Annotated in this window: 22 protein-coding genes; 14 read left to right on the top strand and 8 right to left on the bottom strand. The window is 64.9% G+C overall.

Annotation, left to right across the window (positions count from 1 at the left end):
* Positions 1–30 precede the first annotated feature (30 nt).
* Both QA639_RS39975 and QA639_RS39970 read left to right on the top strand, forming a co-directional pair.
* Complete coding sequence (locus QA639_RS39975) at positions 31–1,059, top strand: putative zinc-binding metallopeptidase (protein ID WP_028337591.1); 1,029 nt, start codon at positions 31–33, stop codon at positions 1,057–1,059.
* Positions 1,056–2,090, top strand: coding sequence for a D-alanine--D-alanine ligase family protein (locus QA639_RS39970; RefSeq protein ID WP_050382451.1), 1,035 nt, complete (start codon positions 1,056–1,058; stop codon positions 2,088–2,090). The genes QA639_RS39975 and QA639_RS39970 overlap by 4 nt, the downstream gene beginning before the upstream one ends.
* Positions 2,091–2,100: 10 nt before the next feature.
* On the opposite strand, the gene QA639_RS39965 is transcribed toward QA639_RS39970, so the two are convergent.
* From QA639_RS39965 to QA639_RS39955, 3 genes are all read right to left on the bottom strand, one after another.
* Entirely contained in the window at positions 2,101–2,373 is a 273-nt protein-coding gene (locus QA639_RS39965; RefSeq protein ID WP_157342403.1) for a hypothetical protein, read from the bottom strand.
* Between the two features lie 359 nt (positions 2,374–2,732).
* Complete coding sequence (locus tag QA639_RS39960) at positions 2,733–3,359, bottom strand: Crp/Fnr family transcriptional regulator (RefSeq protein WP_157342401.1); 627 nt, start codon at positions 3,357–3,359, stop codon at positions 2,733–2,735.
* 136 nt (positions 3,360–3,495) lie between these two features.
* On the bottom strand, positions 3,496–4,470 hold the full coding sequence (locus tag QA639_RS39955) for a lytic transglycosylase domain-containing protein (protein ID WP_157342399.1): 975 nt from the start codon (positions 4,468–4,470) through the stop codon (positions 3,496–3,498).
* A 187-nt stretch (positions 4,471–4,657) separates the two neighbouring features.
* Here QA639_RS39955 and QA639_RS39950 point away from each other — a divergent pair, with 187 nt between their 5' ends.
* The 8 genes from QA639_RS39950 to QA639_RS39915 all read left to right on the top strand — a co-directional run bounded on the left by QA639_RS39950 (position 4,658) and on the right by QA639_RS39915 (position 13,950).
* The gene (locus QA639_RS39950; protein WP_198400120.1) at positions 4,658–5,677 is read left to right on the top strand and encodes a L,D-transpeptidase family protein; all 1,020 of its coding nucleotides are present in this window, start codon (positions 4,658–4,660) and stop codon (positions 5,675–5,677) included.
* Between the two features lie 189 nt (positions 5,678–5,866).
* Positions 5,867–6,670, top strand: coding sequence for a dienelactone hydrolase family protein (locus QA639_RS39945; RefSeq protein WP_244978457.1), 804 nt, complete (start codon positions 5,867–5,869; stop codon positions 6,668–6,670).
* A 117-nt stretch (positions 6,671–6,787) separates the two neighbouring features.
* On the top strand, positions 6,788–7,660 hold the full coding sequence (locus QA639_RS39940; protein WP_157342398.1) for a hypothetical protein: 873 nt from the start codon (positions 6,788–6,790) through the stop codon (positions 7,658–7,660).
* Positions 7,661–7,869: 209 nt separating this feature from the next.
* A complete protein-coding gene (locus QA639_RS39935) occupies positions 7,870–9,534 on the top strand; it encodes a thiamine pyrophosphate-binding protein (RefSeq protein ID WP_082190434.1) in 1,665 nt (554 codons plus the stop codon).
* A gap of 121 nt (positions 9,535–9,655) precedes the next feature.
* Complete coding sequence (locus QA639_RS39930) at positions 9,656–10,426, top strand: SDR family NAD(P)-dependent oxidoreductase (protein ID WP_283088783.1); 771 nt, start codon at positions 9,656–9,658, stop codon at positions 10,424–10,426.
* 478 nt (positions 10,427–10,904) lie between these two features.
* Positions 10,905–11,171: a hypothetical protein gene (locus QA639_RS39925; protein WP_152977378.1), complete on the top strand. Its 267-nt coding sequence runs from the start codon at positions 10,905–10,907 to the stop codon at positions 11,169–11,171.
* 198 nt (positions 11,172–11,369) lie between these two features.
* Positions 11,370–12,287 carry a DMT family transporter gene (locus QA639_RS39920; RefSeq protein WP_283088782.1) on the top strand — a complete coding sequence of 306 codons (918 nt, stop codon included), beginning with the start codon at positions 11,370–11,372 and terminating at the stop codon, positions 12,285–12,287.
* Positions 12,288–12,393: 106 nt separating this feature from the next.
* Positions 12,394–13,950 (top strand): serine hydrolase domain-containing protein, encoded by a 1,557-nt coding sequence (locus QA639_RS39915; RefSeq protein WP_283088781.1) that lies wholly within the window; start codon positions 12,394–12,396, stop codon positions 13,948–13,950.
* Positions 13,951–14,286: 336 nt separating this feature from the next.
* Here QA639_RS39915 and QA639_RS39910 read toward each other — a convergent pair whose 3' ends face one another.
* The gene (locus QA639_RS39910; RefSeq protein ID WP_162832420.1) at positions 14,287–14,463 is read right to left on the bottom strand and encodes a hypothetical protein; all 177 of its coding nucleotides are present in this window, start codon (positions 14,461–14,463) and stop codon (positions 14,287–14,289) included.
* Positions 14,464–14,850: 387 nt separating this feature from the next.
* On the opposite strand from QA639_RS39910, the gene QA639_RS39905 reads away from it, so the two are divergent.
* Positions 14,851–14,979, top strand: a complete 129-nt coding sequence (locus QA639_RS39905) for a hypothetical protein (protein ID WP_016847287.1) — start codon at positions 14,851–14,853, stop codon at positions 14,977–14,979.
* On the opposite strand, the gene QA639_RS39900 is transcribed toward QA639_RS39905, so the two are convergent.
* Genes QA639_RS39900 through QA639_RS39885 form a run of 4 tightly spaced genes read right to left on the bottom strand, consistent with a single transcriptional unit; the run spans position 14,976 to position 18,581 of the window.
* Positions 14,976–15,731, bottom strand: a complete 756-nt coding sequence (locus QA639_RS39900; RefSeq protein WP_028337580.1) for a GntR family transcriptional regulator — start codon at positions 15,729–15,731, stop codon at positions 14,976–14,978. The genes QA639_RS39905 and QA639_RS39900 overlap by 4 nt on opposite strands.
* Before the next feature lie 6 nt (positions 15,732–15,737).
* Positions 15,738–16,718, bottom strand: a complete 981-nt coding sequence (locus QA639_RS39895) for a Gfo/Idh/MocA family protein (protein WP_283088780.1) — start codon at positions 16,716–16,718, stop codon at positions 15,738–15,740.
* Positions 16,715–17,602, bottom strand: coding sequence for an NAD(P)-dependent oxidoreductase (locus tag QA639_RS39890; protein WP_283088779.1), 888 nt, complete (start codon positions 17,600–17,602; stop codon positions 16,715–16,717). The genes QA639_RS39895 and QA639_RS39890 overlap by 4 nt, the downstream gene beginning before the upstream one ends.
* A gap of 19 nt (positions 17,603–17,621) precedes the next feature.
* Positions 17,622–18,581, bottom strand: coding sequence for a Bug family tripartite tricarboxylate transporter substrate binding protein (locus QA639_RS39885; protein WP_283088778.1), 960 nt, complete (start codon positions 18,579–18,581; stop codon positions 17,622–17,624).
* Positions 18,582–18,717: 136 nt separating this feature from the next.
* On the opposite strand from QA639_RS39885, the gene QA639_RS39880 reads away from it, so the two are divergent.
* From QA639_RS39880 to QA639_RS39870, 3 genes are all read left to right on the top strand, one after another.
* Positions 18,718–19,107, top strand: a complete 390-nt coding sequence (locus QA639_RS39880; protein WP_028337576.1) for a carboxymuconolactone decarboxylase family protein — start codon at positions 18,718–18,720, stop codon at positions 19,105–19,107.
* A gap of 60 nt (positions 19,108–19,167) precedes the next feature.
* On the top strand, positions 19,168–20,529 hold the full coding sequence (locus QA639_RS39875) for a class-II fumarase/aspartase family protein (RefSeq protein WP_283088777.1): 1,362 nt from the start codon (positions 19,168–19,170) through the stop codon (positions 20,527–20,529).
* 114 nt (positions 20,530–20,643) lie between these two features.
* Positions 20,644–21,900 (top strand): aminopeptidase, encoded by a 1,257-nt coding sequence (locus QA639_RS39870; protein WP_283088776.1) that lies wholly within the window; start codon positions 20,644–20,646, stop codon positions 21,898–21,900.
* Positions 21,901–21,956 lie beyond the last annotated feature (56 nt).

The raw sequence follows: 21,956 nt of genomic DNA, 5'->3' as shown, positions 1-21,956 counted from the left end.
AGTCCGATTTGTTTTAGACTTTGGAAGCTTATGCCGCGCCGCAAATTTGCCTGGGAGAAGCTGACGGACGAGCAGTTGCTCGCGCAACCGCTCAACCGTCTGAGGGTTGCCGTCGAGGGCACTTGGCTCGCCGATTGTGTGAATACGCTCTATGAGGAGCTCGAGGAGCGCGGCATCCGGTTGCGGCCGCATACATGGATCTCGAGCGAATGGTTCAGCCCGGCGGATGTGCCCGGCATCGCGATCCCGTTCTACCTCGCCCATCCCCGCCTGATGAAGCTCGAGAAGAAGATGATGCTCGACGTCGAGGGCGCTTCGTGGTCCGAGTGCATGGCCATTCTCCGCCACGAGGCGGGGCACGCCGTGCAGCACGGCTACCAGCTGCAGCGCCGCCGGCGCTGGCAGCAGCTGTTCGGTCCGTCGTCGCAGCACTACCCGCGCTACTACCGGCCCAATCCGGCCAGCCGCAATTATGTCCAGCACCTTCGGCTCTGGTACGCGCAGAGCCATCCGGACGAGGACTTCGCCGAGACCTTCGCGGTGTGGCTGCGGCCGCGCTCGAACTGGCGGACCCGCTATGCCGGCTGGCCCGCGCTGAAGAAGCTAGAATATGTCGACGAGCTGATGGGCGAGATCGCCGGCAAGCGGCCGCAGCTCGCGACGCGCGAACGGGTCGATCCGCTGCATACGCTCAAGCAAACGCTCGCCGAGCACTACCGGAAGAAGCAGGCATTCTACGCTTTCACGCCGCCGAAGACCTACGACCGCGATCTTTCTAAGCTGTTCTCCGCCGATCCGCGGCATTATCGGCGTCCGCCGGCCGCGGCCTTCATCAGGCGGCACCGCGCCCAGATCAGGCAGCTGGTGGCGCGGTGGACGGGCGAGAACCAGTTGACGCTCGATGCCGTGCTTGACGACATGATCTCGCGCTGCCGCGAACTCAATCTGCGTGCCGTCGGCCCCGAGCAGAAGCTCGTGACAAACTTCACCATTCTGCTGACCGCCAAGACCATGCACGCGCTGTTCGGCCCGTCGCGCCGGAAATGGATCGCGCTATGAAACAGCTTCGCATTCTGGTGCTGATGCACCCGGACTGTGTGCCGCCCGACTCCAGCGATGGATACAGCGCGCGGGAGATCAACGAGTGGAAGACGGAATACGACGTCGTGAGCACCCTGCGCGCGGCCGGCCATGAGGTTCGTCCGCTCGGCGTGCAGGAGGAAATCAAGCCGGTGCGCGACGAGATCGAGGGCTTCAAGCCGCACGTCGTGTTCACGCTGCTGGAGGAGTTTCACTACGACGTCGTGTACGACCAGCACATCGCGAGCTATCTCGAGCTGATGAAGATCGCCTATACCGGGTGCAATCCGCGCGGCCTGATCCTGGCACGCGGCAAGGATCTGTCCAAGACGCTGGTGCACCATCGCCGGATTCCGGTGCCGGCCTTCGCGGTGTTTCCGATGCGCCGCAAGGTCAAGCGGCCGCCGCGTCTCGAGCTGCCGCTGATCGTCAAGAGTCTGAGCAGCGACGGATCGCTCGGTATCTCGCAGGCGTCGATCGTCGATACCGACGAGAAGCTCGCCGAGCGCGTCGCCTTCATCCATGAGCGGATCGGAACGGCCGCGATCGCCGAGCAGTTCATCGAGGGACGCGAGCTCTATGTCGGTGTGCTCGGCAACAACCGGCTGCGGGTGCTGCCGGTGTGGGAACTGAAATTCGGCAGCATGGGTGGCCCCGCTGCGCGCCAGATCGCCACCGAAAAGGTCAAGCACGATACCAGCTATCAGGAACGCGTCGGGATCGTCGACGGCCCGGCCGAGGATCTCACGCCGGAACTATCCGCCCATATTCAACGGCTGGCGAAGCGCATCTACCGGACCCTGGGGCTCGATGGCTATGCGCGCATCGACTTCCGCCTGTCGACCAATGGCGTTCCCTATTTCATCGAGGCCAATCCCAACCCCGAAATCGCCAAGAGCCAGGAGTTCGCGACGGCCGCCGGGCATGACGGGCTGGACTATCCGGATCTCTTGCAGCGCATCGTGACGCTCGGAATAAGCCGCGCCAAGGCCGGCGCATCGCTGGGCTGACTCGAGGCCGCTAAAGGCTGCGCTGCATCGGATGGCGTCGCGCATCCCTGGGGATGAACATCGCAAACGTTTCCCTAACGCGCGCGGCCGGCGTCACGGTGCCGGCGGCCGCGGACACCGGGGCCGCCGTCGGACGAAACGCGTCCGGTTCCGGCCAGCGCCGTGCAAGGATTTCGTTTACCGAAACCGGCATTGCGAGCCCATCATTGTGGCAGCTGTCGTAGACGTACAAACCGGCAAGAAAAATCGATACGACAACAAGGATCGCCCTGAAAATCGGCATTGTGCTTGCGCCTTCTTGATTGAGGCGAACAATGCCCGGTGACGGTGAACCGCGCGTTTAGCGCCGAGGCCGATCGGCCGATACGGTTCCCAACTCATGAACGGGCTTGCGTAAACGGCCCGCTTACCAATGCCTTCAAGGTTGCGGCAACCAGCTTTCCTCACCGGCGGGAAAGAAGTCTCTGGCATTGAAAGGCCAACAACAAAGACTGAGGAGGCACCATGTTCGTCGCCATTCGAGTCATGATCCTGATCGCCAGTGCATATGCCGGCTCGGCCGTTGCAGAGATGCAGTTTGCGCCGCTGCCGAGCCTTACGGCGTCGTCCGCGCCGTAACGCCGGCAAACGAGGCGGCGCGCTCTACGCCGGACTGGGCGCCGCCGCGCCGACCGCGATTGCGCGCGCTGCGTTTTCCGTCATCCTCGTCGCCGTCAGGCGCAGGAAATACAGCGACAGTCCCGGGTTGCGCTCGCACAGCTTCCTCAGCGCGCCGTCGCTGATCCAGAGCAGCTCCACATCGGTCGCAGCTTGAGCGGTTTGCGTGCGGCGGCGCTCGAGCGAAAACAGCCCGATCTCGCCGAACAGTTCACCCGCAGATACCCCGCGATCGATCTCGGGAAACCTGACCTCGCCCGATACGACCATGTACAACAGGTCGGCGTCGTCGCCCTTCCGGAAGATCGTTTCTCCCGCCTTGAGATGCTTCGGTTGCATGAACGGTTGCAGCCAATTCGGAGAAAGGTCCGTCGCTGCGGCACGCTTCGCTTTCCGAAGCAGCCGAACCATCTGGAACAGCAACACCACGTTCAGAGGCAGCAGAATGATATGCAGGATGAGCACCGGGTAGATCCGGTCGCCCAATCCATAGCTGATGAATGCCAAATTGCTGAATATCGCGACAGCGCGCAGGCTCAACATCGTGCTCATGCAGAACGTCAGCAACACAAGTGCAGAAGCCAGGTAACCCAAACCATCGATCAACGTCATGACAACGCCCACTGGGAAATGAATTGCAAGCAATCCGATCTGAAAACGACCGGCAACATACACCAGTGCGCTCAGTTTCCTGAGCGGAAATGTGGCCGGCCCGCACTTGCGGCGGTGCACGCGTCGTGACGCGGCCTCAGCTCGACGAACGAGCGCGCGAGGCGACGTGAACGGCCCGGCCCTTCGCCGGCTTTGCCCAGGCGGCGACGACGGTCCGGCGCGCCTTGCCAAGCCGGGCCGCGCCCGGCGAGCTCTTTCTGAGCAGCAGCGCGAGCCGCTTGCGCGCGCGGCCGGCGACCGACCTTGCCGCCTCTCGCGCGGCCTCGGCCTTGCGGATGATCGTCGTCACCGCGGACGCCGGCGACGCCGCAACGAAGGCGACATCCTTCGCCTTCGAGAGGCCGCCTATGCCTTCGCACGGCGCTTCGCTCGGCAAGTCGATGCGGATGGCGAGCGTGTCGGCACGCTCGATCCAGTCCTCCGCGTTGGTGCCGGTGATGATCCGGACATAGTCACGGGTCTCGCGCGGCAGCTCGCTCTGCCTGGTGAGCCATTTCTGGACGCGGCCGCTGCCGGCATTGTAGGCGGCCGCCGCCAGACCGAGATTGCCAAAATCGTCGCGCAGCTTGCGCAGCAGTCCTGCGGATGCGGGCAACGCCTGCAACGGATCGAAGGGATCGTCGAGCCCGACTTCGGCCGCCGTCTCCGGCATGAACTGCGCGACGCCCTGCGCACCGGCATGGCTGATCTCGTTCGCGCGAAAGCGGCTCTCCTGCCAGATCAGGCGCGCAAAGAACGCCACGGGGATTTCGCTCGCCTGCGCCGCGTCCTTCAGGCTGTGGCAGAATTTGTCGATCGCGGACAGCTGCGGCTCGGCCGCGGCATCGCTCGGCTGCGCCGCAGGCGCGGGCGTCTTGTCCGCGTCCGTCGCAGCGGGCGCCTCGCTGGCATCGGCGCTTTCGATAAAGCGTGCGGCAAACGGAACGGCGTCGGATGTCGCGTCGCGCGAGAATGTCGGGGCTTGGGTTGAGGCATTGATCGAGCCGGACGAACGATCGAAGTCGAGCATCAAGACAAGAAACGCGGCAAGCGCCGCGATGACAAATCGCATTTGCTTCGTGAGACCTGAATTGTGATGTGAGTTGCGCGCAAATGCACTTCGGATCACGACTTTTTAGCGGGTCGATTGCGGCGAAGCCGCGAAATCAGCTGTTCCGCCGCGGAACTTCGCCGCTGTTCGCATTGGAACTTCGACGCTTTCCGTAGCTTTACGGAAGGTAGCCACGTTGGGATGCACGATGTTCCGACCGTTTTCCGTTGCGCGCTTTGCCATTGCACTTTTGCTTGTGTCGGCCGCGCCGGCGGTGGCCGCGGGTCTTGATGCGGCCGCGATCAACGACGTGGCGGCGCCGCCGGCGAAGTTGCCGGACCGTCGTCAGCTCAACGCCTTCGTTGCCAGGCTCGAGATCCTGCTCGACCGCGCGCATTTTTCTCCCGGCGAGATCGACGGCAAGCTGGGCGACAACGCGCAGAAGGCGCTCCGGGCGTTTGCCGACGCCAATGGATTGTCCTTCGACAAGGCGGTGACGCCGGAGCTCTGGAGCGGGCTCACAGCCGCCAGCGACGGGCCTGCGATCGTCAGCTACACGATCGCCGATGCCGACGTGAAGGGGCCGTTCGCGAAGAGGATCCCCGCGAGGATGGAGAGCATGAAGAGCCTGCCGGCGCTGGGCTACACCAGTCCGCGTGAAGCGCTCGCGGAAAAATTCCACATGAGCGAGGCGCTGCTTCAGGCGCTCAATCCGGGGCAGAAGTTCGACAAGGCCGGCGAGACCATTTCCGTTGCCAATGTCGACGACCCCGGGAAGCCGCCGTCGGTCGCGCGCGTTGAGGTTGACAAGACGCGGCAGGCGCTCAGCACGTTCGATGCAGCAGGCAAGCTGCTCGGCTTCTATCCTGCGACGGTCGGCAGCGCGGATAAGCCGACGCCGAGCGGAACGCTCAAGGTGACGGCGATCAACAAGAGCCCGACCTATCGCTACAATCCAAAATACGCGTTCAAGGGCGTCAGATCGAAGACGCCGTTCACGATCAGGCCCGGTCCGAACAACCCGGTCGGTGTGGTCTGGATCAACCTCTCGGGAGAAGGCTATGGCATTCACGGCACCCCCGATCCCGGCAAGGTCTCCAAGGCGGAGTCCCACGGCTGCGTCCGGCTCACCAACTGGGACGCGCAGCGCGTCGCGGCCGGTGTCGCGAAGGGGACGCCGGTTGCGTTCATCGATAGCGCGACAAGCTCAGCAACGGCGACGCGCTGACCTTGACGCAACATCGTTCACAGATCAGCAACCGACAGAAATGTCGGCGCGCTCGGCCTCGGGCCGGACGCCCGTGCGCTCGAGAGATGATGCGCAGCCCGCGAAGCAAAGCGGCTCCGCTTTCCAAGCCTAGCGCGGGATTCGCTGGTATGCCAATGTCGCATCGTGCCAAACCCGCAGGAGGTCAGCATGCGAACGATCATAACGAATATAGTGGGAGCACTCTGCGCCATCGCGATGGTCGCGAGCGTACACGCAGCGGTCAAGGAAGAGCCGGTCACCTATACCGACGGCGAGACCACGATGAAGGGCTTCGTCGTCTACGACGACGCGACCCAGGCCAAGCGACCCGGCATCGTCATGGTGCATGAATGGTGGGGCATCACCCCGCATATCCATAGCGAGGCGCGGAAGTTCGCGGAGCAGGGCTACGTGGCCTTCATCGCGGATATGTACGGCGACGCCAAGACTGCCGACAACCCGAAGGATGCCGGCGCGCTCTCGGGGTCGGTGATGAAGAACCCGAAGGCGATGGAGCAGCGCTTCAATGCCGCACGCGAGCAACTCGCCAAGCAGGCCACGGTCAATCCGCAGCGGATCGGCGCCGTCGGTTACTGTTTCGGCGGTGCGGTGGTGCTGAACATGGCGCGCACCGGCGCCGATCTCGCCGCCGTCGCGGGCTTCCACGCATCGCTCGGTCTCAACACCCCCGCACCGGCGCCGGGCACCGTCAAGGCGAAGATCCTGATCCTGAACGGCGCCGACGATCCGTTCGTGAAGCGCGAGCAGTACGATGCGCTGAAGAAGGATTTCGACGCGGCGAAGGCCGATTACCGTATCGTCGAGTATCCCGGCGCGGTGCACGCGTTCACGAACCCCGAAGCCACCGAGCTCGGCAAGAAGTTCAACCTGCCGCTCAGATACGACGCCAAGGCCGATCAGGAATCCAAGGCCGAAGCCGCAAAGCTGTTTGCCGCCAACCTCAAGAAATAAGCAAAAGGGTCACCTAAACGGTGGCCCTTTTCTTTGGCTGGTTCGGCCGCGCGATAGGCAAGGCTCCGGTGTCGCTCCGGCACCTTGCGGAAGCTGCAATCAATCCTCCATTAACGATTGGCCGCCGGGAAACTCGACGCAATCGATTACCGGATCGGCAAGCACTTCCGGCTAGGGTCGGGCATCCGCAGACAGGGTGCCAAGCCGGTGGGCCTCATCTACACGATCGTTGTTCTGAGCCAGCTTCCGCTTTATGACTTTATCATCGGCTTCGCCTGGGCCGCGAGCGTCGCGGCGCGCAACGGCCGGCGCGGGCGAGCGCTGGTGCTGGCCGCGGTCGCCACGCTTCCGCTCGCGAGCTACCTTTACGCCTATGTCGAGGCGAGAGTGATGGCGCCGCCGGCGCGTCATGCTGAGGTGGCATCCTGGCCGCGCATAAGCATCACGCGCGAAAACCGACCCCGGGTTTTCCTCACCACGTGGGGGATCGACGGGTATGTCCCGAAAACGATGGTTGCGCTCGGCCTGTTCGAGAAGGCGTATGGCGTGATCGGTGACGACTGGTACAGCGTCGAGCGCGTGAACAGTGCGGCATGCGTCGACGCCGGCAAGGATGAGCGTGCCATCCGCAACCGAAATCCGAACGAACCCAACCCATGCATGAGGCTCACGAAAATCGAGCGGCGGGACACTCTTCGGCTGAACGCTCCGCAAATTGCGGAGACGCATCTGCGCTTGCTTGCCGACCGGGATGCGCCGTCCCACCGCGAAATCGACAGAACGGTTTTCGCGAGCAGCACGCTCGAACTCCGGCTCGTTTCAGAACAAGGCAGCGAACTGATCTCGTTCTGGGAGGCGCCGTATTTCCGGGTTCCGTCTATTCCGCCGCTTTTGGGAAGAGCAGGCTGGTCGCGGGGCTGGTTTGCGGGAGAGCACACTCCTCGACCTGATATCGTGCAATTCGTTCGCGATGCGCTCCACGGCAACTAGGATCAAGGTCGGCGCGTCCCGCGGCTATCGCGATCCACGACAGCGCTTGCCCCAGTGGTTCGACGCCGTGATGCGGCGCGCGGCCGCGCCTTGAAGCCATGCGGAAGACGCAGCCGGCCGCGCGGATGCTGGCCGTCTCGCACGGTTGCCACGGGGCGCTCCCCGGCCGATGATGCGCAAAACGGATCAGAACAATCGAGAGGGAGCGAATGCGCGGGCGTCGTGTGCTGATGGAATCGTTCGTGTCGCACGGCGTGCGTCATATCTTCGGCAATCCCGGCACGACCGAAACGCCGCTGCTCGATAGCCTGCCGGCATTTCCGCAACTCGAATACATCATGGCGCTGCATGAAGGTGTCGCGGTCAGCGCCGCCAGCTTCTACGCGCAGGCGTCGGGGCGTGTCACCGTCGCGAACCTGCACGTCGCTCCCGGCCTCGGCAACGGCATCGGCTCGCTATACGGCGCGCTGAAGGCGGGTTCGCCCGTGGTCGTGACGGCCGGCCAGCAGGATACTCGAATGCGGCTGAAGAATCCGCTGCTCGGCCATGACCTCGTCGCGATGGCGGCGCCGGTGACCAAGTGGAGCGTGCAGATCGAGCGCGCCGATGAGATCGCGCCGATCATGCGCCGCGCGTTCAAGGTGGCGACCGATGCGCCGCAGGGGCCGGTGTTCGTGTCGCTGCCGATCGACGTCATGGAACAGGAGACCGCGGTCGATGCTCTGGCGCCGGACAATTTGTGGCGCTCGACGCGCCCCGATCCGGCCGGCATCGAAGCGCTTGTCGCGCTGCTTCTGAAGTCGAAGAAGCCGGCCATCATCGCCGGCGACGACGTGGCACGATCGGGCGGCGAGCAGGCGCTGGTGGCGCTCACGGAAGTGATCGGCGCCACCGTGCGGTTCGAGGGGCTCCGCCATCACGCGCCGTTCCCGACCAGCCATCCGAACTATCGTCAGTCGCTTCCGGGCGACGCCCGGCAGGTGCGCAAGGCGCTCGGCGATACCGATCTCGTGCTGCTGATCGGCGGTCCGTTCTTTGAGGACATCTGGTTTGCGCCCGATGGCCACATTCCCGACGGCGCCTCCGTGCTGCAGATCGAAGCTTCGGCCGAGCGCCTCGCGCTCAACAACCGGCTCGATGCCGGCATCGTCGGCGACATCGCCGTCAGCGTCAGTGCATTGTCGGAAGCGGTGCATGCGAAGGCCAGCGCGGACTTCAGGCAGGCCGCGCAGAACCGCAATGCCGCGCTGGCCGAATTGCAGGCGAAGGAGAAGGAGGCCTATCGCGCGCGCGTCGAGAAAAGCTGGGACCGGCAGCCGACCGCGATGCCGCGTGTCACCGCGGAGCTTCGTCGCGGCCTGCCCGATGATGTCGTCATCGTCGATGAAAGCATCACCGCGAGCCTCGATCTCGCGCGCGCCTTCGACTATCGCGGGTTCGGCGATTATTTCGGCGGCCGTGGCGGCGGCATCGGCCAGGGCCTCGCCGGCGCGATCGGCGTCAAGGTCGCGATGCCGGATCGTCCGGTGGTTGCGATCTCCGGCGACGGCTCGGCGATGTACGCGATCCAGGCGCTGTGGACCGCCGCGCACCACAAGCTTGCGATCGTGTTCGTGGTGCTGGCCAACCGCGAGTACCGCATCCTCAAGCACAATGTGGATGTCTGGCGGCAGAACTTCGAAGCCGGCACCCAGCATCCCTACCAGAACATGGATATCACTGGCCCCGCGCTCGACTTCGTGCATCTCGCGGCCGGCATGGGCGTCGAGGCGGTCAGGGTCGAGAAGGCCGACGACATTGCCGGTGCAGTCGCAAAGGCTGTCGCAGCGCAGCGGCCGTACCTCGTCGAGATCGCAATCGAAGGCAAGCGCTAGAGCATGATCCGGAAAAGTGCGAAGCGGTTTTCCGACAAGAACATGCTCAAACAAAGAGCTTATGCGCATTAATGATTCAGCCCAATTTCATCGCACTCTCACCGCGCTCGAGGAGTTTCTCATGGCAGGCATTCTGGACGGCAAGGCCGCATTGGTGACGGGCGGCGGCTCCGGCATCGGCCGGGCGACGGCAATTGCCATGGCGCGCGAAGGCGCGTGCGTGGCGGTGTCGGACCTCTCGAAGGACGGCATCGAGGAGACCGTCGCGCTGATCAATGCCGCCGGCGGCCATTCGATCGCGATCCAGGGCGACGTCACCGACGAGGCTGAGGTCGCGAACATGGTGGCCCGCACGGTTTCGGCGTTCGGGCGCATCGATTGTGCGTTCAACAATGCCGGCGTTGCCGGGCGCTCCGTCGGCCCGCCCGGCCAGCGCATTCATGAACTCACGCAAGCCTCGGTGGCCAAGATGTTCTCGGTGAACCTGATGGGCGTGTTCCTGTGCCTGAAATACGAGATCGCGCAAATGCTCAAACAGGGCGGCGGCGGCGCCATCGTCAACACCGCCTCGATCGCAGGCCTGGTCGGCCTCGCGACGTCCGGCCACTATGTCGCGACCAAGCACGGTGTCGTCGGACTGACCAAGTCCGCCGCGATCGAATATGCCCAGGACGGCATCCGCGTGAACTGCGTCAATCCCGGATACATCAAGACACCGATGACCAAGGAGACGATGGACGAGCGTTACGACGAGATCATCGCCAAGGTGCCCGTCCGTCGCCTGGGCGTGCCCGAGGAAATCGCCGAAGCCGTGGTCTGGATGTGCTCGGACAAGGCGTCGTTCATGACCGGCGCATCGCACGTGGTCGACGGCGGCTATAGCGCCGCCTGATCTTCCGAAGGGCCTTTGTTTACGTTAGTGGCCCAGTTGCACAAACATTCGATCATCGCGGCATGATGGGCCGCGTTGATCTTCGTGGCCTCGGTGCTCTTGCTGCGAGTGATGCATCTCAGGCAATATAGCGCTTGGCAACGAAGAACTTCGAGGTTTGGTGTTCAAACTCAATCGCATTGTCGGTTTCATCATTCTAGCAGCGCTCGTCTACGGCGTGCTTCAGGCTTATGGGTTACTTCCTGAGGGCGCACCTCGGCTGTTTCCTCAACGCAGCGGCTCGCCTGCGGCTTGAGATTGATGCTCCACATCCGAACGTCCGCTGCTGGCCCGAAGCGGACGTCGCGGCGGCAAGGCATGATGTTGCCTTTTGACCCATAGCGGGCATCGTTTGCCGCCAGTTTTGGTCGTTCTCCTATGGCAAACGGAACTGAAGCCGGCCCCGCCTGTTTGCTACGATTAGCCAAGGGAGGTCGGAATGCGGATCATTCTGATGACGGCGATTGGCTGGGCGTTGTCGTGTGGATTTGCGATAGCCCAGGCCGATCCCAACAAGGACGTGAACACGGCAACCGGGCGCTCGGCACCGGAAGAAAAAGGTCAACCACAGCCACAAGGTTGGACCGGGCCGCTTGAAACAAAATCAGGTGGTGCGCCGCCGGAAAGCCCGCAAGGTCAAAGCCCGCCGGGAATGCAGGCAGCGCCGGACGGATCGACAAAGACGGTGGTCGAGCCGCGGAAGTAAGTCCCCACTTCTTGTCTGTGAAGGTCAGCTTCGCTTAGGGTGAAACGGCCCGCAAGGTCGCCTTTTAGGCAAAGCGGGCATGGCGGCGGCGCGGAATGAAGTCACAGCTTGGCCCAAGCGGCTTTTGAAGGGCTTGCGCCAACCAGCCGTGCATACCAGTGGGTTGATCCGCCTCGGTAGCTAACGTAGTCGTTCGCGATGAACGAACGTCCGGCCATCGCCAAGGCTGCAGCTCTTCCGGATACGAAAGCCATCCTGCTCGGGGTCGCATGCGGCCTCGGTGCGGCGCTGTGCTGGGCGCTCGGCTTCGTGGCGACCCGACACGGCCTGAAGGTCGGGTTCACGCCCGTCGACCTGCTGATGCATCGCTTCCTGTGGTCGGGCATCGTCTTCCTGCCGCTCGTTGTGCGCGCCGGCCTCCGCGATCTCTGCGGCATCGGCTGGGGCCGCGGCATGGCGCTGATGCTGCTGGGCGGGCCGGTGATGTCGCTGATCAGCTATGTCGGCTTCATGTTCGTGCCGCTGGGGCATGGCAGCGTGATCCAGCCGTCCTGCGCGACGCTGGGTGGCTTGTTTCTCGCGGTCGTCTTGCTGAAGGAATCGGTCTCGCTCTCGCGGGCAGCCGGCGCTATCGTCATCGTCGTCGGCCTCGCCGTGATCGGCAGCGAGTCGATCGGCCATATGGGGCCGAGCGCCGTGATGGGCGATTTGATCTTCGTTGCGACCGGATTGATGTTCGCGGGCTTCGCCACGCTGGTGCGCTACTGGCGTGTCTCGGCCTTCTCCGTGGCCAGTGTCATCAGCGTGCTGTCGCTCTCGCTGTTTCCACTGTATGCCGCCTCGGGTGGGCTCGCTCGCGATGCGGCCATCGGCCTGCATGAAAACACGCTGCAGGCCATCGCCCAGGGCATCCTGGCCGGGCCCGCGGCGATGTATCTGTTCGCGGTGTCGATCCAGCGCCTGGGCGTTGCCCGCGCAGCCGTATTTCCTGCGACCGTGCCGGTGCTGACCCTGCTGTTGGGATGGCTGCTGATCGGCGAGCCACCAACCACGCTGCAGGCGGCCGGATTGGCCGCCGTGTTGGCCGGATTCTATCTCGCGCAGCGGCAGCGCTAGACGGCTTTGCCGACGTCCTGATTGGCGCGCGGTCGCGGCGACGATTGACAAGCATGCGAGGCATCGCGGATGGTGCGGCTCCCCGCCGTGTCGCAATGAGACGCCGATGCAAGTTCAACGTTTGGCGCTGCCGATGCTTGCAGGGCTCGTGCTTGCAGCTTCGGCTTTGTCGGGCGCTGTCCAGGCGCAAGGTGCCGCCGAGCCGGTGCGGCCGACCTCGCAGTGGCAGGCCTGGCAGTGGCAGACCTCGACGCCGGAAGAGCAGGGGATGGATTCCGCCGCGCTGGCGCGGCTCGTCAATGATGGCACGGCCCACAGTCTCGATAGCCTCCTGATCGCGCGGCACGGCCGGATCGTGCTCGACGCCTACTATGCGCCCTACACGCCGGAGATCCCGCATCTGTTCAATTCCGTCACCAAGGCGGTGACCGGCACGCTGGTCGCGATGCTGCTCAGGGATGGCGTGCTCGACAGCCTCGACCATCGCATGGTGGATTTCTTCGGCGATCGCACCATCGCCAATCTCGACGACCGCAAGCGGGCAATCACGGTCCAGTCCATGCTGGACATGACCTCGGGAATGGCCTGGACCGAAGGCGTCGAGGGTGCTCGGCCGGACTCGTTGATCGAGTGGGGCCGCAACCCTGATGCGATCCAGTTCATCCTCGACCGCCCGATGGCGAAGGCGCCGGGCGAGGCGTTCTATTACAACACCGGCAATGCGCAGCTGTTGGCCGCGATCATCAACAAGCTCACCGGCATGAGCGCGCGGGACTATGCGGTGACGAAACTGTTTCGCCCGCTCGGGATAGCCGCGCCGTACTGGCACAGCATCGGCCCCGGATTGACGCAGGGCGGCGGCGGGCTTCAGCTCGCGCCGCGCGACGCGGCCAGGATCGGCCTGCTCTATCTGCATGACGGTGAATGGGACGGGCAGCGCTTGCTGCCGACCGGCTGGGTCGATCGCATCAGGCACGCGGCGACGGAGATGCACGCCTCGTCCGACCCATCGTTGCGCTACGCCAATTTCTTCTGGGTCATGCCGCAGCGGCAGGTTGTCATGGCGGTCGGCGACCGCTGTCAGCTCGTCATGCTGTTTCCCGCGCTCGACATCGTCACGGTCGTGACCGCGCGCGACTACTGCTCGTTCGGCAAAATGGCCGACGAGATTTCAGGCGCGGTCAAATCCGACACGGCGCTGCCGGTGAACTCCGTCGGCGGCAATCAGCTCGCGAGCGCGTTGCGCGATATCGCAACCGAAAAGCTGTCGACGGTTGGTGCCGTGCCCGAGACGGCCGCCGCCATCTCCGGCAAGACCTGGCGCTTCCCGGCCAATGGCTTCAATTTGCGGGCACTAACGCTGCATCTGACGGATCAGCCCGCGCATTACGAACTGGAAACGGCGACGCCGGTGACGACACTGGCGGGACCGATCGGGCTCGACGGTGCGTACCGTCTCGGTCAGCCAACGGCGCTCGGCGTGATGGCGCTGAGAGGAACGTGGCAGGACAACCAGACATTCGCGATCGACCTGCGTCTGGTCGGCGGCGATACCGACCGCCGATGGCTGCTGTCGTTCGATGGTGGCAAGGCCAGGCTCAGCGGCAAGGATCGCTTCGGCGGTGTCGTGCAGGTCGATGCTGACGCGCCGGGCGCGCGATAGCTCAAGCGCGGGCCGCTCTCGCCGGGGAGAGCACGTATAAGCCGTAAGCCATCGCGCAGGGAAAGCGGATTGCTCCGGTTACACCTGTGGTCCTACCCCCGAGCCTACTACCCATTGCTCGGGGCACATGGGTGCAATCGACACCCGGCTTTCCCTGCGCCCTCTGCTGATGAGAGGGCGGAATGAAGAGCAGAGCTCGGGCGAAACGCGCCGCGAGAATGCGGATGTGTGACTGGCAGCTCGCGCAACAAACTCGCTGTCGTCCCGGCCTAGTGCGCAATTGCGCACGGGGGCCGGGACCCATAACCACAAATGGGAATTGTCTTGGCGGCGACCTTATTGGTCCACCTTCGGCGTCTTGCCCGCAATATCGAGGCCGAACCGGAGCGCGCGCTCCTGGCGCTCTTCCGTCAGCAGCTTCAATTCCCGTTCCAGCGACCGTGCGACCTCGTCCTGGGTTTCCTTGGAGCGGCGACGGGAGTCGCCTTGCGGTTTGGCCGGTTCGGCAGTCACGGGAGAAACCCTTGTCATCACAGTGTCACAGGCCCTGATCGCACGGCGGGAGTCGGGGCGACAATCAAAAAGAATTCAGTGGGCGCATCTTTGGAAGGTTTGCTGTGTGTCTGACTCAAATTTGGGCAGAAAATTCTCTTAAGTGTTGCCTCGAATGGAGCCGGACCCCTTCGGCCCGCCGTCTCATCAATTCGGATGAGAGAGCCCGGTTCCGACGAAATCATTTCCGGATTCGCACGAAGGCGTCCTGAAACCGACAAGGTCTAACCTTAGTAGCGTTGTGAAGGACGGCTGCCTGGTGAGACGCTGAGGACCGCGGTGGTGAGATTCACGACCTGGGTCGCAAGGTCAGTCGGTCCTGCTGAGACGTTGGGGATGATCCCGGAAATGAAGAAGTTGAATGCTGTGCCTTATGTCTGGGCGGCCGCGCTGATTGCGGTCGCGATCTGGGGCGTGAGCGGCACCCCGCAGACGGCACATACCTCTGCCAGCACCCATCTGGCCCGGGTGCGCTAGAGCTTCGGCCGCAGCGAGCGCTGCATGTCCATCGTGTAGGTGTAGCGCCCCTCGGGGTGCGTGGTGATGGTGACCTCGAACAGTTCCTCGCGCTGGCCGTAGTAGCGGCGTACCACGGTGAGTGCCGGCGAGCCGGTCTTGACGCCGAGCGCCCTGGCGATTGGCGCCGGCATGCCCCGCACGAAGATTTCCATCTGCGCGCGCTCGGTGACCTGGCCGTACATCCTGGCGATCTGCTCATGCACCGGGGTGCGGCCGTGATCGGGCCGGGTCACGACATCGGCGAACCGGCGCAGCACGTAGATCTCGGCCCAGCCGAGCGGCGCGGCGAACTGGTCGGAGCGGCGCACCGCCTCGATCAGGAACCAGCTCTTGCCGGGCTCGCATTTCAGCAGGCCAGCCAGCTTGCGGTCGGCCACGATGTCGCTGCTGGCCACGACCTCGCGGTAGGTCTCGTTGGAATAGCGCAGCCACTCGCCGAGCGACTTGACGCTGTGGGTGAACAGCACCGGCGGCTCGGATGCGATCACCACCGAGCCGAGGCCGGCGCGGCGCACGATCAGGCCCTGGTCGATCAGGATGCGCAGCGCCTCGCGCACGGTCTGCCGGCTGGCCTGATAGCTCGCCATCAGCTCGGTCTCGGTCGGCAGCAGATTGCCGACCGCGTAGGTGCCGAGCCGGATGTCCTTCTGCAGTCCGGTGGCGATGTCGCGGTAGCGGGACGATCGCGCTCGGTCCGGTTGTTCAGACATGGCGGATCACTGGTATGCCGTATGGCAGACGACCGGATGTCCCGATTGCATCGACTGCAGCGCAGCCTCGAACGCGGCGAGCGTCGCCAGCACGTCCGCTTCAGGCACCGGGAACGGCTGCCTGCCTTCGACGGCGTCGGCAAAGGCCGATAGTTCCGCGGTGAGCGTGTCGATCGCCGGATAGCGCGTCGTCGCAGGCGCCTCGCCGGATTTCCGCAGCACCATCGTCTGTTCGTCGAGCACCTCGGCGGATCCCTTCGTTCCGAACACATGCACGCGCCAATAGAACGGTGTTGCGCGAATTGTCGCAAGGGTTGCGCTCACGCCATTCACAAATTCAATCGCCAAGGTTGCAGTGTCGAGCGGCGGCGGTCCCGCCTCGCGCGCACTCAACCGGGCATAGACCTGTCGGGCAGGACCAAAGAGGCTGACGAAGCCGTCGAGCACATGCAGCCCCGCGCCGGTCAGCCCGCCGCCCGGCGATTCCTCGGGCGACAGCCGCCAGCCCTGCGTGATGCTCTGCGAGTTCTCGTTGCTGTTGTGACCCTCGACATGCAGGATGGTGCCGAGCTCGCCGCTGGCCGTGATCGCGCGCAGCGCCTGCATCGACGGCCAGAGCCGGCGGTTATGCCCGACAGCGAGCACCACGCCGGCGCTGCGGCACGCCGCGAACATCTCTGCGGCATCGGCGCGCCGAAGCGCTAGCGGCTTCTCGCAAAACACCTGCTTACCGGCGCCGGCTGCCGCGATCACCTGGCTCTTGTGCAGCGAATGCGGCGTCGCCAGCAGCACGGCATCGATGCGAGGGTCGACGAGGACATCGTCCAGGCTCGCCGCGACGGAGAGGCCGTGCGCCTCGCAAAAGCCGGCGGCGCCGTTGGCGTCGGGTTCCACCGCGCGGACGATCCTGAGCCGCGGCTCGTTGCGCGCGGCCCCGACCAGTGCGCGGCCCCATCGACCGAGGCCCGCGATCGCGCAGTTGATCATGACTGTCCCTCCCCGTGGCCGCGGCCGGCCCGGATCGCCTCGATGACCGCGGCGCTGTCGCTGTCCGGGCCTTCAAGCGCGATCGCCGCGCGCAGCAACCCGGCCTGCACCGAGGTCAGTGGCAAGGGCAGGCCGCCCCGACCGGCCTCCTGCAGGATCAGTTCGGCATCCTTCAAGGTCTGCGCGATATGCGATTGCGGCAAGAAATCCCGCGCCAGCATCTTCGGCCCCTTGCTGTCCATCACCTTGGAATATGCCGCCGATTGCCGCGCGGTCGCAAGGAACGTCGCGCCGTCGAGGCCGAGGCTTTCCGCAAAGGCGATGCCCTCGGCCAGCGCGGCGCGGTTGTTCTGCAGGATCAGGTTGATGGCGAGCTTGGTGCGGCCGGCATTGCCGATCGCGCCGACATTGACCCGCTGCGGGCAGAGGATATCGAGCGTCGCCGCGGCGGCGTCGATGATGTCGGCATCGCCGGCGACCAGCGCGGTGGCCGTGCCCGCCCGGACCTCGGCGCTGGTCCCCGAGATCGGCGCTTCGATGAAGGCGAGGCGCGAGCGGGAGGCGAATTCGGCGATTGTCACGATCTCGCCGGGCGCGCAGGTGGTGGTGCAGATGATGCGCGGCGGCACTGTCGTGTTGGCGAACTCCGGCAGCAATCCCTTGACCTGGGCCGCGTCATACACCGCGATGACGATGGTCCGGCAGCGCGCCGCGACGTCGGCGGCGAAGGCCGCGAACTCGGCGCCGCTGGCTCTCAGGCCATCCGTTTTCGCGGCGTCGATGTCGAAGCCGATCACCCCGATGCCGGCGTCGATCAGCCGCGCGGAGAGCGCCGATCCCATCAGCCCGAGGCCAATCATGCCGACAGGTGTCTCGTGAGCCATGATGCGACGCCGACTCGCTTTATTGCGGCTGGATGCCGGCCGCCTTGACCTCCGCCGACCAGCGCGCGACCTCGCTCCTGACGAAGGTGCCGAACTCGGCGGGCGCGAGCGGCGCCACCATCACGCCGACATCGGCGAGCTTCTTCCTCGTCTCCGGCATCGCGAGGTATTTCGCGCACTCGGCGTAGAGCTTGCTGACGATGGGTTCCGGCGTGCCGGCCGGCGCGAACAGCCCGTACCAGATCGTGGCCTCGAAGCCCGGCATCGCTTCCGCAAGCGCGGGCAGGCCGGGCGTCAGATCGTTGCGGGTCGCCGACGTCACGGCAATGCCGCGCAAGGTGCCGCCCTGCATCTGCGGGATCGCGACCGAGAAGTCGCCGAAGGTGAGATCGATCACCCCCGCCATCACGTCGGTCATCGCCTGCGGCACGCCGCGATACGACGCCGCGACCAGCGACAGGCCGCCGCGCGATTGCAGCTGGGCGATCGAGATCTGCGATGCGCCGGAACCGTAGCCCGCGGTCAGGTTGGGATTGGCCTTGGCGTAGCTGAGGAACTGCGGCAGGTCCCTGGCCGTGAGCTTCGGATTGACCAACAGCACCATCGCCGTCGTTGTGGTGCGGATCACAGGCGCGAAATCCTTCACCGGGTCGTAGGGCAGGCTCTTGAGCGTCGCGACGTTGCTGGCATGGGTGGTGTTGGTGCCCATCAACAACGTGTAGCCGTCGGGCGCGCTGCGGGCGACTTCCTGGGCGCCGATGCTGCCGAGCGCGCCGGCGCGGTTCTCGATCAGCACGGTCTGGCCGAACGCGTCCTGCAGATGCTGGCCGATCAGCCGCGCGACGTTGTCGGGACCGGCTCCGGTCGGGAACGGCACGATGATCTTGAGCGGGCGTTGCGGGAAATCGTCCGCCGCGAAAGCCGGCAGGACCGAAAGCGTCGCAAGCAGGACGACGAGCAGCCCCAGCCGTAACTTCATCCCGATCCCCTCCCGTGTCTGCTTTTGCAAATTTATACGGACAAATACCTTAGAAAGGCAAGCGTCCGGCCTGTTGCAATGTTGAGGTGCGTCATATTTATCCGTATAAATAGCCCATCTAGGGAGCCCGACGAAGATGGTGGACATCAGCGATCTCCAAGCGCGCGGACTGCGCCGGCGCCAGAAGATGTTCGGCGAGGTCGACGTCGCCAAGCGGATGGCCGCCGCCGGCGACTTCGGCACGCCGCTGCAGAACATCATCAACGCCTATGTCTATGGCGACGTCTGGGAGCGCAGCGGGCTGTCCGACCAGATCCGCAGCCTCGTGATGCTCGGCATCACCGCGGCGAGCAGCAAGCCCGCCGAGTTCCGCGTGCATGCCAAGGGCGCGCTGGCCAATGGCTGCACCGCCGCGCAGGTGCAGGACGTGCTGCTGCTGGTGGCGATGTATTGCGGCATTCCGGCCGCGATCGAGACCAGCAAGATTGCGGCCGAGGTGTTCGGCGAGGTGCCCCCGGAGGGGTAGGGCACCGGCCTCTGCCGTGATAGGGACGTTGCCGACCGCGACCGGCAACAGGATCTGCCCATGTCCGCCTTCCCGACCTCGACCACCGTGCTCGATTCCGTATTGTTTCGCGATGCCTTCGGCACGCGCGAGATGCGCGAGGTGTTTTCCGACCTGCGGCTGATCGAGCGCTACGCCGAGGTCGAGGTCGCACTGGCGAAGGCCGAGGCGCGCTGCGGCGTGATTCCTGCTGAGGCCGCCGTGGAGATCGCAAAACGGACCGATGTGACCGCGCTCGATTTCGATCTGCTGCGGCAGGAGACCGACGTCGTCGGTTACCCGATCCTGCCGCTCGTGCATCAAATGGCCAAGCAGTGCGGCGAGGCCGGCCGCTATGTCCATTGGGGTACGACCACGCAGGACATCATGGACACCGCCGTCGTGCTGCAACTGCGCGATGGCCTGAAGATCATCGGAGATGACATCGGCGCGCTGCGCGGCATCCTCGCCGATCTCTCGAAAAAATACCGCGACACGCCGATGGCCGGCCGCACCCATCTGCAGCAGGCGCTGCCGGTGACGTTCGGCTACAAGACCGCGATCTGGCTCGCCGCGTTCGATCGCCACGACGCGCGGCTTGCGGAGCTGAAGCCGCGCGTCCTGGTCGGCCAGTTCGCCGGCGCTGCCGGCACGCTGGCCTCGCTCGGCGACAGGGGATTCGAGGTCCAGCAGGCGCTGTGCGAGGAACTCGGTCTCGGCGTGCCCGTCTCCACCTGGCATGTCGCGCGCGACGGGCTGGCGGAAGCGGTGAATTTCCTCGCGCTGGTCACGGGCACGCTCGGCAAGATCGCGCTCGACATCATGATCATGGCCTCGACCGAGTTCGCCGAGGTCTACGAGCCGTTCGTGAAGGGGCGCGGCGCCTCCTCGACCATGCCGCAGAAGCGCAACCCGATCTCGTCGGAACTGATGCTCGCGGCCGCCAAGGCTGTGCGCCAGCATGCCGGCCTGATGCTGGATGCGATGGTGCAGGATTTCGAGCGCGCCACCGGTCCGTGGCACGCCGAATGGATGGCGATCCCGGAGAGCTTCGTGCTGACCGCGGGCGCGCTGCACCAGGCGAGGTTTGCGCTCGGCGGCCTGATCGTCGACGAGCAGCGGATGGCCGACAATCTCGACATCAGCCGCGGGCTCATTGTGGCCGAGGCCGTGATGATGGGCCTCGCGCCCGCGATCGGCCGGCAGGAGGCGCATGACGTGGTTTATGACGCCTGCCGCCTCGCCAACGACAAGGGCCTGACGCTGGCCGAGGCGCTGGCGGCGGATGATCGCGTCGCCAGCCGGATCGATCGGGTGACGATCGACCGCCTCACCGCGCCGAAAAACTATCTCGGCCTCGCGCCGCAGATGGTCGACCGGGTGCTGGCCTCGGTGAAGCGGTAAGATTCGAGGCAATTGCTCGCCGTCGCGTGATCGCGCGCGCCGGCCAGGAACCTTGCGAATGCGGATCGAATTGGACTACGAATCCCGAGAGTTCCTCAAACGACACGGCGCTTCATGACCGCACATCAACGCAACCTTTCCGCCTCGATCGATCCCGTCAAGCTCGATCGGCTCGCCGAAGTCGCGATCAAGGTCGGCCTGCAGCTGCAGCCGGGGCAGGATCTCCTGCTGACCGCGCCTGCCGCGGCGATGCCGCTGGTGCGGCGGGTGGCGGAGCATGCCTACAAGGCCGGTGCTGGTCTCGTGACCCCGTTCTTCTCGGACGAAGAGCTCACGCTGGCGCGCTACCGCTACGCCAACGATGCGAGTTTCGATCGCGCCGCAAGCTGGCTCTATGAGGGCATGGCGAAGGCGTTCGGCGCGAGCACCGCGCGGCTTGCGATCGTCGGCGACAATCCGATGCTGTTGTCGGGCGAAGACCCGGTCAAGGTGGCGCGCGCCAGCAAGGCCAATTCGATCGCCTACCAGCCGGCACTGGAGAAGATCGTCAATTTCGACACCAACTGGAACATCATCGCCTATCCGAGCGCGTCCTGGGCCAAGCAGGTGTTCCCCGACGATGCCGAGGAGGTCGCGGTGGCCAGGCTTGCGGATGCGATCTTCTCCGCCTCCCGGGTCGATCAGGATGGCGCCGTCGCCGCCTGGGCACAGCACAATGCGAAGCTCCGCGAGCGCACCGAATGGCTGAACGGCCAGCGCTTCCACGCGCTGAAATATTCCGGACCCGGCATGGACCTCACGATCGGCCTCGCCGACGGTCATGAATGGGAAGGCGGTGCGTCGACCGCCAAGAACGGCATCGTCTGCAATGCCAACATCCCGACCGAGGAAGTCTTCACCACCCCGCACTGCCGCCGCGTCAGCGGCCACGTCGTCAGCTCCAAGCCGCTGTCCTATCAGGGCACGCTGATCGACAATATTTCGGTCAAGTTCGAGGAAGGCCGCATCGTCGAGGCCAAGGCCTCGCGCGGCGAGGAAGTGCTGAAAAAGGTGCTCGACACCGACGAGGGCGCGCGCCGCCTCGGCGAGGTCGCACTGGTGCCGCACTCCTCGCCGATTTCGAAGAGCGGGCTGCTGTTCTTCAACACGCTGTTCGACGAGAACGCCGCCTCGCACATCGCGCTCGGCCAGTGCTACTCGAAATGCTTCGTTAATGGCGACAAGCTGACGCCGCAGCAGATCGCCGAGCAGGGCGGCAACAAGAGCCTGATCCACATCGACTGGATGATCGGCTCCGCCCACACCGACATCGACGGCATCCATGCCGACGGCCGTAGCGTGCCGGTGTTCCGCAAGGGCGAGTGGGCTTAAAGGCCGCCCGTGAATTCTGCTTCACCTCGCCCCGCGTGCGGGGAGAGGTCGGAACA

Origin of the sequence: Bradyrhizobium pachyrhizi (assembly GCF_029714545.1) — a bacterium.
Classification (GTDB): domain Bacteria; phylum Pseudomonadota; class Alphaproteobacteria; order Rhizobiales; family Xanthobacteraceae; genus Bradyrhizobium; species Bradyrhizobium pachyrhizi.
Note: the sequence above shows the minus strand (reverse complement) of the source record. Positions and strands in the feature narration are given on the sequence as shown.

What these genes read in the sequence shown, in the direction of transcription:
- QA639_RS39905 (WP_016847287.1), top strand. Translation starts at nt 14,851, where the DNA reads ATGAAGAAGTTGAATGCTGTGCCTTATGTCTGGGCGGCCGCGCTGATT.
- QA639_RS39935 (WP_082190434.1), top strand. Translation starts at nt 7,870, where the DNA reads ATGCGCGGGCGTCGTGTGCTGATGGAATCGTTCGTGTCGCACGGCGTG.
- QA639_RS39870 (WP_283088776.1), top strand. Translation starts at nt 20,644, where the DNA reads ATGACCGCACATCAACGCAACCTTTCCGCCTCGATCGATCCCGTCAAG.
- QA639_RS39900 (WP_028337580.1), bottom strand. Translation starts at nt 15,731, where the DNA reads ATGTCTGAACAACCGGACCGAGCGCGATCGTCCCGCTACCGCGACATC.
- QA639_RS39960 (WP_157342401.1), bottom strand. Translation starts at nt 3,359, where the DNA reads ATGACGTTGATCGATGGTTTGGGTTACCTGGCTTCTGCACTTGTGTTG.
- QA639_RS39965 (WP_157342403.1), bottom strand. Translation starts at nt 2,373, where the DNA reads ATGCCGATTTTCAGGGCGATCCTTGTTGTCGTATCGATTTTTCTTGCC.
- QA639_RS39920 (WP_283088782.1), top strand. Translation starts at nt 11,370, where the DNA reads ATGAACGAACGTCCGGCCATCGCCAAGGCTGCAGCTCTTCCGGATACG.
- QA639_RS39945 (WP_244978457.1), top strand. Translation starts at nt 5,867, where the DNA reads ATGCGAACGATCATAACGAATATAGTGGGAGCACTCTGCGCCATCGCG.
- QA639_RS39930 (WP_283088783.1), top strand. Translation starts at nt 9,656, where the DNA reads ATGGCAGGCATTCTGGACGGCAAGGCCGCATTGGTGACGGGCGGCGGC.
- QA639_RS39890 (WP_283088779.1), bottom strand. Translation starts at nt 17,602, where the DNA reads ATGGCTCACGAGACACCTGTCGGCATGATTGGCCTCGGGCTGATGGGA.
- QA639_RS39895 (WP_283088780.1), bottom strand. Translation starts at nt 16,718, where the DNA reads ATGATCAACTGCGCGATCGCGGGCCTCGGTCGATGGGGCCGCGCACTG.
- QA639_RS39880 (WP_028337576.1), top strand. Translation starts at nt 18,718, where the DNA reads ATGGTGGACATCAGCGATCTCCAAGCGCGCGGACTGCGCCGGCGCCAG.
- QA639_RS39975 (WP_028337591.1), top strand. Translation starts at nt 31, where the DNA reads ATGCCGCGCCGCAAATTTGCCTGGGAGAAGCTGACGGACGAGCAGTTG.
- QA639_RS39955 (WP_157342399.1), bottom strand. Translation starts at nt 4,470, where the DNA reads ATGCGATTTGTCATCGCGGCGCTTGCCGCGTTTCTTGTCTTGATGCTC.
- QA639_RS39875 (WP_283088777.1), top strand. Translation starts at nt 19,168, where the DNA reads ATGTCCGCCTTCCCGACCTCGACCACCGTGCTCGATTCCGTATTGTTT.
- QA639_RS39915 (WP_283088781.1), top strand. Translation starts at nt 12,394, where the DNA reads ATGCAAGTTCAACGTTTGGCGCTGCCGATGCTTGCAGGGCTCGTGCTT.
- QA639_RS39925 (WP_152977378.1), top strand. Translation starts at nt 10,905, where the DNA reads ATGCGGATCATTCTGATGACGGCGATTGGCTGGGCGTTGTCGTGTGGA.
- QA639_RS39970 (WP_050382451.1), top strand. Translation starts at nt 1,056, where the DNA reads ATGAAACAGCTTCGCATTCTGGTGCTGATGCACCCGGACTGTGTGCCG.
- QA639_RS39885 (WP_283088778.1), bottom strand. Translation starts at nt 18,581, where the DNA reads ATGAAGTTACGGCTGGGGCTGCTCGTCGTCCTGCTTGCGACGCTTTCG.
- QA639_RS39950 (WP_198400120.1), top strand. Translation starts at nt 4,658, where the DNA reads ATGTTCCGACCGTTTTCCGTTGCGCGCTTTGCCATTGCACTTTTGCTT.